General features: G+C 66.4%; 11 protein-coding genes. 5 read left to right on the forward strand and 6 right to left on the reverse strand.

What is annotated here, in order from left to right:
- Positions 1 to 16: 16 nt before the first annotated feature.
- The 3 genes from NJQ44_RS00695 to NJQ44_RS00705 all read right to left on the reverse strand — a co-directional run bounded on the left by NJQ44_RS00695 (position 17) and on the right by NJQ44_RS00705 (position 1,926).
- Positions 17 to 388, reverse strand: coding sequence for a YccF domain-containing protein (locus tag NJQ44_RS00695; RefSeq protein WP_254272762.1), 372 nt, complete (start codon positions 386 to 388; stop codon positions 17 to 19).
- A gap of 244 nt (positions 389 to 632) precedes the next feature.
- Positions 633 to 1,712: an aminopeptidase gene (locus NJQ44_RS00700; protein ID WP_254272763.1), complete on the reverse strand. Its 1,080-nt coding sequence runs from the start codon at positions 1,710 to 1,712 to the stop codon at positions 633 to 635.
- A 43-nt stretch (positions 1,713 to 1,755) separates the two neighbouring features.
- Entirely contained in the window at positions 1,756 to 1,926 is a 171-nt protein-coding gene (locus NJQ44_RS00705) for a DUF7859 family protein (RefSeq protein ID WP_254272764.1), read from the reverse strand.
- 161 nt (positions 1,927 to 2,087) lie between these two features.
- On the opposite strand from NJQ44_RS00705, the gene NJQ44_RS00710 reads away from it, so the two are divergent.
- Entirely contained in the window at positions 2,088 to 2,771 is a 684-nt protein-coding gene (locus NJQ44_RS00710; RefSeq protein WP_254272765.1) for an ArsR/SmtB family transcription factor, read from the forward strand.
- Positions 2,772 to 2,925: 154 nt separating this feature from the next.
- Here NJQ44_RS00710 and NJQ44_RS00715 read toward each other — a convergent pair whose 3' ends face one another.
- Positions 2,926 to 3,435, reverse strand: a complete 510-nt coding sequence (locus NJQ44_RS00715; RefSeq protein ID WP_254272766.1) for a metallophosphoesterase — start codon at positions 3,433 to 3,435, stop codon at positions 2,926 to 2,928.
- A 65-nt stretch (positions 3,436 to 3,500) separates the two neighbouring features.
- On the opposite strand from NJQ44_RS00715, the gene NJQ44_RS00720 reads away from it, so the two are divergent.
- Complete coding sequence (locus NJQ44_RS00720) at positions 3,501 to 4,478, forward strand: cation diffusion facilitator family transporter (protein WP_254272767.1); 978 nt, start codon at positions 3,501 to 3,503, stop codon at positions 4,476 to 4,478.
- On the opposite strand, the gene NJQ44_RS00725 is transcribed toward NJQ44_RS00720, so the two are convergent.
- Entirely contained in the window at positions 4,448 to 5,212 is a 765-nt protein-coding gene (locus tag NJQ44_RS00725; RefSeq protein WP_254272768.1) for a hypothetical protein, read from the reverse strand. The two genes, NJQ44_RS00720 and NJQ44_RS00725, sit on opposite strands and share 31 nt — an antisense overlap.
- 76 nt (positions 5,213 to 5,288) lie before the next feature.
- On the opposite strand from NJQ44_RS00725, the gene NJQ44_RS00730 reads away from it, so the two are divergent.
- From NJQ44_RS00730 to serB, 3 genes are all read left to right on the forward strand, one after another.
- Positions 5,289 to 7,469, forward strand: a complete 2,181-nt coding sequence (locus NJQ44_RS00730; RefSeq protein WP_254272769.1) for an ATP-dependent DNA helicase — start codon at positions 5,289 to 5,291, stop codon at positions 7,467 to 7,469.
- A gap of 80 nt (positions 7,470 to 7,549) precedes the next feature.
- Positions 7,550 to 8,257, forward strand: a complete 708-nt coding sequence (locus NJQ44_RS00735; protein ID WP_254272770.1) for a DUF8071 domain-containing protein — start codon at positions 7,550 to 7,552, stop codon at positions 8,255 to 8,257.
- A gap of 84 nt (positions 8,258 to 8,341) precedes the next feature.
- Positions 8,342 to 8,974, forward strand: coding sequence for a phosphoserine phosphatase SerB (serB, locus tag NJQ44_RS00740; RefSeq protein WP_254272771.1), 633 nt, complete (start codon positions 8,342 to 8,344; stop codon positions 8,972 to 8,974).
- Here serB and NJQ44_RS00745 read toward each other — a convergent pair.
- The gene (locus NJQ44_RS00745) at positions 8,971 to 9,276 is read right to left on the reverse strand and encodes a DUF7521 family protein (RefSeq protein ID WP_254272772.1); all 306 of its coding nucleotides are present in this window, start codon (positions 9,274 to 9,276) and stop codon (positions 8,971 to 8,973) included. The two genes, serB and NJQ44_RS00745, sit on opposite strands and share 4 nt — an antisense overlap.
- Positions 9,277 to 9,302 lie beyond the last annotated feature (26 nt).

Genomic DNA, 9,302 nt, shown 5'->3' on the forward strand with positions numbered 1-9,302 from the left:
CGAGAATCCTTCGCCGTCAGTAGTTGTACAGCGAGACGACGTAGGGGAGTTGGTTGTACATCCAGATTGCGAGGGGGATGCCGACGATGGTCAGCGTCAGCGTGTAGGCGACGCCCATCCAGATGCCGCTGGCCCACCAGCCGACCAGCAGGAACCACACCGCCCGTATCAGCAGGGAGTGCTGTGTGCCGCCGTCTTCCTCGACGAGGGGGTCCCGACGCTTCAACGAGAGGACCAGCGGCACCTTGTTTATCATCTTGATTCCAAGCGGGATGCCGATGATGGTGACGTTCAAGAGCCACGCCACCGAGAGCCACAGGCCGGTCAGCCACCAGCCAACGAGGAGGAACCACACCGCGCGGACCAGCAGGGAGGGTTGATCGCTCATACCCCAACCTACCCGAGCGGGCGACATAAGCTTCCTGTCCGCTCCGGGGCGACAGAACGGAACGAGCGGTCCTGACGTGGGTGGCGACCGTTTTTTCACGGTCCGGTCGACGACGGTTCGATGGACGCGTCCCCGTTCCATGGGGTTCGAGACGAACTGCTACGCGCTGTCGCTCCGCCTCGAAGCCGTCGCCACCTCCCGCACCGTCCCCTGCCCGTCTTCGAGGCCCTCGTTCGGCGCCTCGCTATTCCTCGAACACGAACGTCCCGTCCCGCTGGACCACTTCGCCGTCCACTTCGATGTAGCTGTCCTCGCTCATGTCGACTATCATGTCGACGTGGACGGCCGACTCGTTGCGCTCGTTCTCGTCGCCGACGGTGTCCTCGTAGGCGCGGCCGACCGCCATGTGGACGGTGTCGCCCATCTTCTCGTCGAACAGCATGTTGTACGTGAAGCGGTCGATGTCGCGGTTCATGCCGATGCCGAGTTCGCCGAGGCGACTCGCGCCCTCGTCGGTCTCTAAGACCTCCGTCAGCAGGGCCTCGTTCTTTCCGGCGCTGTGGTCGACGACCTCGCCGTTCTCGAAGCGGAGGAACACGTCGGTGACCTCGCGGCCCTGGTGATACAGCGGTTTGTCGAACAGCACCTCGCCCTCCACGCTGTCGGCGACGGGTGCGGTGAACACCTCGCCGCCGGGAAGGTTCTTCTCGCCGTAGTCGTTCAGCGTCGGGTTCCCGGCGATTGACATGGTCACGTCCGTGGTGTCGCCCGAGACGATGCGCACCTCGTCGGCCGGGTCGAGGATGTCGACCATCTGGGACTGGTGTTCTCGCACGGCGTCCCAGTCCTTGTTCACGGCGTCCCAGACGAAGTTCTCGTAGCCCTCGGTGGACATCTGGGCGAGTTGGGCGTTCGCGGGTGCGGGGTACTGGGTGAGACACCACGTCTTCGAGAGGCGTTCCGAGAGGAGCGGTTGCTGGGCCTGCTGGAACGCGGCGGTCGTCTCGGGGTCGACGTCGCTGGTCTCGGTGACGTTGGCGCTGCCGCGGATGGCGATGTAGGCGTCCATCGCCTCGTACAGCGCTTCGAGGTGGCCGGGCGTCTCGAACTCCTCGCGGTTGCGGAGGAACGCGCGCTGATAGCGCTCGCCGAGGCGTTCCTGGACGACGAGGGGGTTCGCGCCGCGGTCGGCGGCCAGTTCGTGGAGCGCGACGACGAGGTCCTCGGAGACGGGGTGGGCGTCGATGACGATGTCGTCGCCCTCGCTCAGGTCGATGGAGTGGTCGACGATGACTTCTGCGTGTTCGCGGATACGCGGGTCCATAGAGCAAACTCTGTCGACGGCCCCAAACCACTTTCGCCGACGGCTACTCCTTCTTGCTCTCTTGGAACCCTTCTTTGAACCCCAGCAGGGTGCGTCGGACCATCAGGTACATGAAAAAGAAGAAGGCGAGCACCGCGGCGAGGAGGAGGTAGATGAACAGGTTGTTCATCTCGAGACCACCGAGTTGGAGCACGAGGGCGAGCGAACCAATCATAGCGGGGCGTTCCCCCCGGCGAGACAAAGAGGTTTCGCCACCCTGCCGTAGCAGGCCCAAAACAGGCGATTTCGAAGAGTAAAATCCGTATTTGAGCGATATGTGTAACGTCTATCGTAGCTTGGGGAACACTCATAATCCCATAGTACATACTCGTAGGTATGTCGTTGCTGCCTTCTCGGGACCCGGCAGTGCCCGACGCAGAACCCCGAGTCATCGGGGTCGATAGCGAGGACGCGGACGACGTGTTGTCGGCGCTCTCCTCGGAGACGGCCCGCGAGTTACTGGCGGCACTCAACCGCGAACCCGCGCCACCGGCGGAACTCGCCGACCGCGTCGACACCTCGCTCCAGAACGCACAGTACCACTTGAAAAAGCTCCGCAAAGCCGGTGCTGTCGAAGTCGTCGACACCGCCTACTCCGAGAAGGGTCGGGAGATGGACGTGTTCGCGCCAGCGAACCAGCCGTTGGTCATCTGTGCCGGTGACGAACAGGAGACCTCCGGTCTGCGGGCGGCGCTGTCGAACCTCCTCGGCGGCCTCGCGGTGGTCGCACTGGCCAGTCTGTTCGTCCAGCAGGCGTTCGGCAACGGTCTCGCGATGCTCTTCGGCGGGCCGACGGTCCGAAGCGGGAGCGCGGACACCGGCGGCTCGGACCCCAGTTTCTACATCGAGAACGGGACGATAGCCGACGGCGGCGGGACGGAGACGGCGGTGGGAGTCGTCGACGCCGCCGCGCAGGGCGGGGCCGACGCCGCCGCGGTGCTCTCGCCCGGCCTCGCTTTCTTCGCTGGCGGCGCGTTCGTCCTGGCGATGCTCGCGGCCACGTGGTACGTCCGCCGGTAAGTGTCAAACGAACCTTTCACTCACCAGTAAGCCCATTATCTACTCGTGCCAACAGTTGACACGCGCCGTACCGCTCGGCGCGCGACGACCCACAGACAGACACTCCCAACTGGCATCTTCCGGTGACCAAGGGGGCTGGTCTATCTCCACCAGCCTATCGCTGTATCGTTCTCTCCTCGAAGGTCTCACCCGCTGGCGAGCGCAGTCGGACGCGCAGATTCGGTCCCTCGACCGTGAGTTCCGCGTGGGCCGGTCGGTAGCGACGGGGGTCCGCGTAACTCCCCGGATTGACGAGCGGTCGGCCGTCGAGGTCCGTGATTTCCGGCCGGTGCGAGTGACCGACGACGACCACGTCCGCGCCCTCCTGTCGCGCGAGCAGTCCCAGCGCCGTCGCCGTGTGTTCGTGCCCGTGGACGACGAGTAGTCGAACCCCGTCGTAGGTGAGCGTCGCGGCGTCGGTGAGTCGCTCTCGGAGGGCAGGCGGGTCGTTGTTGCCGTAGACGGCGGTGAGTTCGGTCGCTTCGGCGGCGACAGCGTCGAGAACCGTCTCGGTGATGAAATCTCCAGCGTGGACCACGTGGTCGGCGTCCCTGACCGCGTCGAGGGTGTGCCCATCCAGCCGGTGGTCGTCGGTCCCGTGCGTGTCGGAGATGACGGTGAGCATACCGGGCGTTCGGGGTCCGCACGTAAATCCAGAACCACTTTCCCCCAGCCTCGTGACGGGAGCGTATGGCAGGCAGTAAATCAGTCGTCATGGCCGCCCTCGTCGCCAACGGCGCCATCGCGGTGCTGAAGTTCTTCGGGTTCCTGCTGACCGGGAGCGCCGCGATGCTGTCGGAGACGTACCACAGCATCTCCGACACCGGCAATCAGGTGTTCCTCCTCATCGGCATCCGGTTTTCCGGCCGCGACGCCGACCGGCAGCACCCCTTCGGCTACGGGAAGGCGCAGTTCTTCTACAGTTTCCTCGTCTCGGTGTTCCTGTTCGGCATCGCCGGATGGGAGAGTCTGAAACACGGCTACTCGCAACTCACCGCGGGCGGGCACGGCAGCGAGGCCGCGGGCGGTGCGGTGGAGTTCCTGTTCATCAGTTTCACGCCCCCGGCGTGGCTCGACCCGCTGTGGGTCAACTACACCGTCCTGCTGGGCGCGTTCGCCTTCGAGACGTGGGCGCTCGTGAAAGCCCGCGCGGAGATGCAACGACAGATGGACCGCAACGACTGGGGGAGCTATCGGGAGGCGTTCCGCAAGACCAGCGACGTGACGACGCTCACGGCGCTGACCGAGGACACCATCGCGCTGGCCGGTATCGTCATCGCCTTGGTCGGCCTCTTTCTCGAACAGCAGACCGGCAACCCCTTTTTCGACCAGATTTCCGCCGTCCTCATCGGTATCATGCTGATGGGCTTCGCCTTGGCGCTGGCGTGGGAGAACAAGCGTCTCTTGCTGGGCGAGAGCCTGCCGGCCGACGAGGGCCAGCGACTCCGTGACATCATCCGCGCCGACGACAACGTCACCGAAATCGTCGACTTCCGGACCGTCTACTTCGGTCCCAACGAGGTCATCGTCTCTGCCGACGTGGCCTTCGATACGGGCTTAGACACCACCGAGATAGACGATATCATCACCGCCATCGAGTCGCGGCTGAAGGACGCGAACGGCGACATCCGCACTGTCTACATCGAACCCGAGACGCTCTCCTCGTAGATACCCACGTCGTCGGCCCACCACGGCACGGGGACGCGGACGATTCCCGTCCTGACCGACATCACGAACACCATCGTCGACCCGTCGCTACGCCGCTCCCAGTGGTCGACGTACCGGACGACCCCTTGCCGGTCGACGTAGAGACGCGACCGGACGGCGACGGTCTGGTCGGGGTCCGCGCCGCTGATGGGGATGTCCGTGTCGTTCGACCCCACGACGGCGAGCGTCCGGCCGCCCCGCCTGACCGTTCCGAGGCGGTCGTACCCCTCGGCCGTCAGAATCCCCCGGATGACGCTCGCCCCCGATAGCGAGGAGACGTACGGGACCCGTCCGTCGCTCTCGGCCCGGACGTAGTCGGTGTCCGGGTCGTCACGCACGTTCCGGTACTCCACCCCGTCGGCGACGACCACGCCCTCGTTCAGCGGCCCGAACGTCTGCCGGACGCGGACGACACCGCCCTCCCGGTCCACCCACACGTCGTGGGTGTTCTGCGGCCCTTCGCGCTCGACGTGGCGGTGGAAGTTCCGGTCGGCCAGCACCGCCGCGTGCCGGTCGAGAATCCGGTCGAGGTCGACGTTTCCGTCGGCGTACGGGAGGTCGACGGCCGGTTCGGTCGTCTCCGGAACCGGGGCCGGAGTTACCGCCTTCCGGGAGGTGGCGGTGTCGCCGCTGGCGAGCAGTCCAGTGCACCCCGCGAGGGCGACGACGGCGACGACGAGGACCGGACGCCACATACTCCCATAGACGGACCCCGCGTGGAAGTACCTGCTGGGCCGAACCCTTTTGCCCGAGAACGGCCAATCACTCCCCGTGGCGACGACCGACGACGGCTACCTCCGCTTTTTCCCGTACGACGAGCCGTACGACCACCAGCGCGAGGCGATGGCGACCATCTACGAGGCCCTAGACGAGGGCCGAGACGTGCTGTTCGAGGGGGCCTGCGGGACCGGCAAGACGCTGGCCTCGCTCGTCCCGGCGCTGGAACACGCCCGCGAGACGAACAAGACGGTGGTCATCACCACCAACGTCCATCAGCAGATGCGCCAGTTCGTCGAGGACGCCCGCGCTATCACCGACCACGAGCGCCTCCGCGCAGTCGTCTTCCGCGGGAAGGGGTCGATGTGTCACATCGACGTGGACTACGAGGAGTGTCAGGCCCTGCGGGATACGACCCGCGAACTGGTCGACGTGGAGACGGACATCGCCGAGTTGGAACAGCGCGAGGGGGAACTGCTCGAAGCGGGCCAGTCGGGCAGCAGCGAGGCGATGGAGGCCCGCAACGCCGTCGTCGACGAACTGCGGACCTTACAGGAGGACTTGGAAGACCTGGAGACCGAGCGGTCGACCTGCGACCACTACTACCGGAACCTGACCGTCGACACCACCGACTTCTACGCGTGGCTGTACGACGACGTGCGCACGCCCGACGACGTGTACGAGTACGCGGGCGACCGGGGGATGTGCGGCTACGAACTGCTCAAAGAGGGGATGGACGGCGTCGATTTGGTCGTCTGCAACTACCACCACTTACTCGACCCGACCATCCGCGAGCAGTTCTTCCGATGGCTGGGGCGGGACCCCGAGGACGTGGTCGCCGTCTTCGACGAGGCCCACAACGTCGAGTCGGCGGCCCGCGACCACGCCCGCCGCACGCTCACCGAGAACACGCTGGACCAAGCGTTAGACGAGTTGGAGACGAGCGAGGACGCCCGTGCGGAGTCGGCCGCGAACGTCCTCGAAACGTTCCGGGACGCCCTCGTGGAGACGTACGAGGACTCGTTCGGGTTCGGTGACCGAGAGGCCGTCGACGACCACTGGGAGGACGTGACCGTCGCCAACGACGACCGGAAAGACGACCTGACGCTCGCGTTCTTCCAGCACTACACCGGCCCAGGTTTCCACGAGGAAGTCGACCGAGCGCTGGACCTCGGCCGTGAACTGGACGCCGCCTACGAAGAGCAGTTCAAAGAGGGGGAACTCGACACCCGCAAGGAGTGTCAGACCCTGCAGGCGGCGGCGTTCCTCTCGTCGTGGCTCGCGGAATCCGACGAGGCCGGGCAGTACCCCGTGGTGAGCGTCCGCCGCGACGAGAGCACCGACGAGGTGTACGGCCGCGCGGAACTGTACACCTGCATCCCCGAGCAAGTGACCAGCGACCTGTTCGAAGACCTGCACGCGGCCATCCTGATGAGCGCGACCGTCCGCCCGTTCGACGTGACCGAAGACGTGGTGGGACTGGACGACCCCGTGACGATGGCCTACGGCAACCAGTTCTCGGAGGACCGGCGGCGGACCTACGCCGTCGACGGCCCCGCGCTCTTTTCCAGCGCCCGGGACGACCCCGAGACACAGCGGACCATCGCTCGCACCTTGGAGGACGTCATCCGCTTCACGCCGGGCAACACCCTCGTCTTCTGCCCTTCCTACAGCGAGGCGAAGCGCTACCACGACATGGTGGCGGTCAGCGGGACGCGCTATCTGGACGAACCCGGCAAGCAGGCCCGTGACCTCCGCGAGGCATTCACCGACGACGACGGCGGCGTCCTCTTCACGTCGCTGTGGGGCACGCTGGGCGAGGGGGTCAGCTACGACGGCGACGACGCCCGGTCCGTCGTCGTCCTCGGTGTCCCGTATCCCCATCTGGACGACCGGATGGAGGCCGTACAGGACGCTTACGCCACGGCCTTCGGCGACGAGGACGACGACGAGGCGGGGTGGCGCTACGCCGTCGAGATTCCGACCGTTCGGAAGACCAGACAGGCGCTGGGCCGAGTCGTCCGCTCGCCCGACGATTTCGGTGCGCGCATCCTGCTGGACCAGCGCTACACCGAACGCGCCGAGATGGAGATGCGCGACTACGCTGTCCGTGGCTCGTTCCCACCGGAGGAACGCCGCGAGATGGTCGACATCGGCCCGGAGAAACTGAAGTTCGCGCTGTTGAACTTCTATCAGGACATGGACGCCTACGACGGACCGCCGCCGAAGCCCTGAACGGTCGGGCATCAGAGATGGGACCCTCGACGTGACTGTCGGTAAATTTAAAATATCCATACTGAGATGTTTAGCACGCAATGCGCCCTCCATCGTCCTCCCTCCGCAGTAGCTTCGAGACCGCCGTCGCGCTCGCCGTCGCCGCCCTCTCGTGGGTCGCCGCAGTGGCCCGCACGGTGACGGCGCGGGCGTGGAACGCCCTCCTCGCCCTCGCGGCGCGATTCCGGTCGGCCGCCCGAACCGGATTCGACCGGGGCCGTCGCCTGTTCGCCGGGCCAATCCGGGAGTTGGTCACCGGCCCGGTCCGAGACGCACTGTTCGGTCGCCGCCTCTCGCTCTCGCTGTTAGTGCTCCTGCTCACCGTACCGCTGGCGCTCGGGTCGGCGTGGTGGGTCGGCACGAACGTCGGCTACGGCACCCTCGTCGAACTGGTGTCGGGGACGTGGGACGGCACGAACCCCGCGCTCGGGGTCTTTCTCGCCGCCGCGGCGCTCGTGACTCTCGGTGCGGTGAGCGCCGGTGTGAACTCCGGTCTCCTCCCGACGAGCGTGCTGGTGACCGCGCCCGTCTTCGGCGCGGCGCTCACGCGATACGGCACCACGGTCGAGACCTACGGCGGGACGGGCGTGGTCTCCCTGCCCGAAGCCGTCGCGTACGCCGCCTTCCTCGGCGTCACCATCGGTGTCCCCCTCGCGCTCTGTGGGTTCCTGCTCGGTGCTGGCTTCCGGCACGTCGGCCTCGTTCTCACCGACGGCGCTGGGCCGTCGCGACCGGCCGACCAAGCCTGAGTGGCGGTCGCCGGGAACGCGCAGCGACCGACTGTCCGACCGAAAAGGTGGGTTAGAAAACCCCCCACGTAGAACAAGCGGCCAATGCTAGTCGCGTTCGACTTCGACGGGACCCTTTCGGACTCCGAGATGACCGTCCTGCTGGGCAATCAGAACGGTACCGCCGAGGACATGGCCGACATCACGGAGCAAGCAATGAACGACGAAATCGAGTACGCCGAGAGCCTCCGCCAGCGCTGTGCGCTCTTGGAGGACCTGCCCGACGAACAGGCCCAAGCCGCTTTCGACGAGGTGGAACTACGCCCCGGCGCGGCCGACGTCATCGCCGCCCTGCGAGCGGCGGGCGTTCACGTCATCATCCTCACCGGCGGGTTCGAACGCGGCGTCGAGGCCGCACTCGAAGCCGAGGGGGTCGAAGTCGACGCCATCGTCGCCAACCGCCTGCCCGTCGCCGACGGGAAACTCACCGGCGCGGTCGAAGGGCCGCTCATCGAAGGGACGAAAGACGACGCCCTGGAGGTGGCGACGGCCATCCTCGGCGAGGACCGCGCCGACACCGTCGCCGTCGGCGACGGCGCGAACGACCTGCCGATGCTGGAAGTCGCGGGACTGGCCGTCGGGTTCGAACCGAAACCGGCCGTCGAACCCGCCTGCGATACGACGGTGTCGACGATGGCCGAACTGTCCGACCTGTTCGAGGAGAAGGGGATTCTCTAGGCCCGCGCCGTCTCCGTGTCCCCGTGCCCGTACAGCGAGTAGACGAGCAGGCCGAATCCGAGCGCCGTCACCGACCGCTGGAGGAGGACGCCGCCGAGGAAACTCCACCCGAGCAGTTGGTGGACGCCGCCACCCAACAGGAGGCCGAGCGTCACGAGACCGAACCCGGCGGCGAAGTGGCGCATCACCCGGGACCCGTTTCGGCGGGCCGCCCGGTAGGCGAGGTGGGTAATCACGCCGCCGAGGACGAGGACCACGGCGCTCGTGAGTACCGCGAGCATCGTCAGGAGTGTCGTGTCCATCTGTCTCCCCGTGTACTGAAATCCGA

The sequence above is a fragment of the Haloarcula marina genome, from assembly GCF_024218775.1.
GTDB lineage: Archaea > Halobacteriota > Halobacteria > Halobacteriales > Haloarculaceae > Haloarcula > Haloarcula marina.

Coding starts and splice junctions, on each gene's coding strand:
- NJQ44_RS00725 (WP_254272768.1), bottom strand. CDS start 5,212: ATGTGGCGTCCGGTCCTCGTCGTCGCCGTCGTCGCCCTCGCGGGGTGC.
- NJQ44_RS00715 (WP_254272766.1), bottom strand. CDS start 3,435: ATGCTCACCGTCATCTCCGACACGCACGGGACCGACGACCACCGGCTG.
- NJQ44_RS00710 (WP_254272765.1), top strand. CDS start 2,088: ATGTCGTTGCTGCCTTCTCGGGACCCGGCAGTGCCCGACGCAGAACCC.
- serB (WP_254272771.1), top strand. CDS start 8,342: ATGCTAGTCGCGTTCGACTTCGACGGGACCCTTTCGGACTCCGAGATG.
- NJQ44_RS00700 (WP_254272763.1), bottom strand. CDS start 1,712: ATGGACCCGCGTATCCGCGAACACGCAGAAGTCATCGTCGACCACTCC.
- NJQ44_RS00720 (WP_254272767.1), top strand. CDS start 3,501: ATGGCAGGCAGTAAATCAGTCGTCATGGCCGCCCTCGTCGCCAACGGC.
- NJQ44_RS00705 (WP_254272764.1), bottom strand. CDS start 1,926: ATGATTGGTTCGCTCGCCCTCGTGCTCCAACTCGGTGGTCTCGAGATG.
- NJQ44_RS00695 (WP_254272762.1), bottom strand. CDS start 388: ATGAGCGATCAACCCTCCCTGCTGGTCCGCGCGGTGTGGTTCCTCCTC.
- NJQ44_RS00745 (WP_254272772.1), bottom strand. CDS start 9,276: ATGGACACGACACTCCTGACGATGCTCGCGGTACTCACGAGCGCCGTG.
- NJQ44_RS00735 (WP_254272770.1), top strand. CDS start 7,550: ATGCGCCCTCCATCGTCCTCCCTCCGCAGTAGCTTCGAGACCGCCGTC.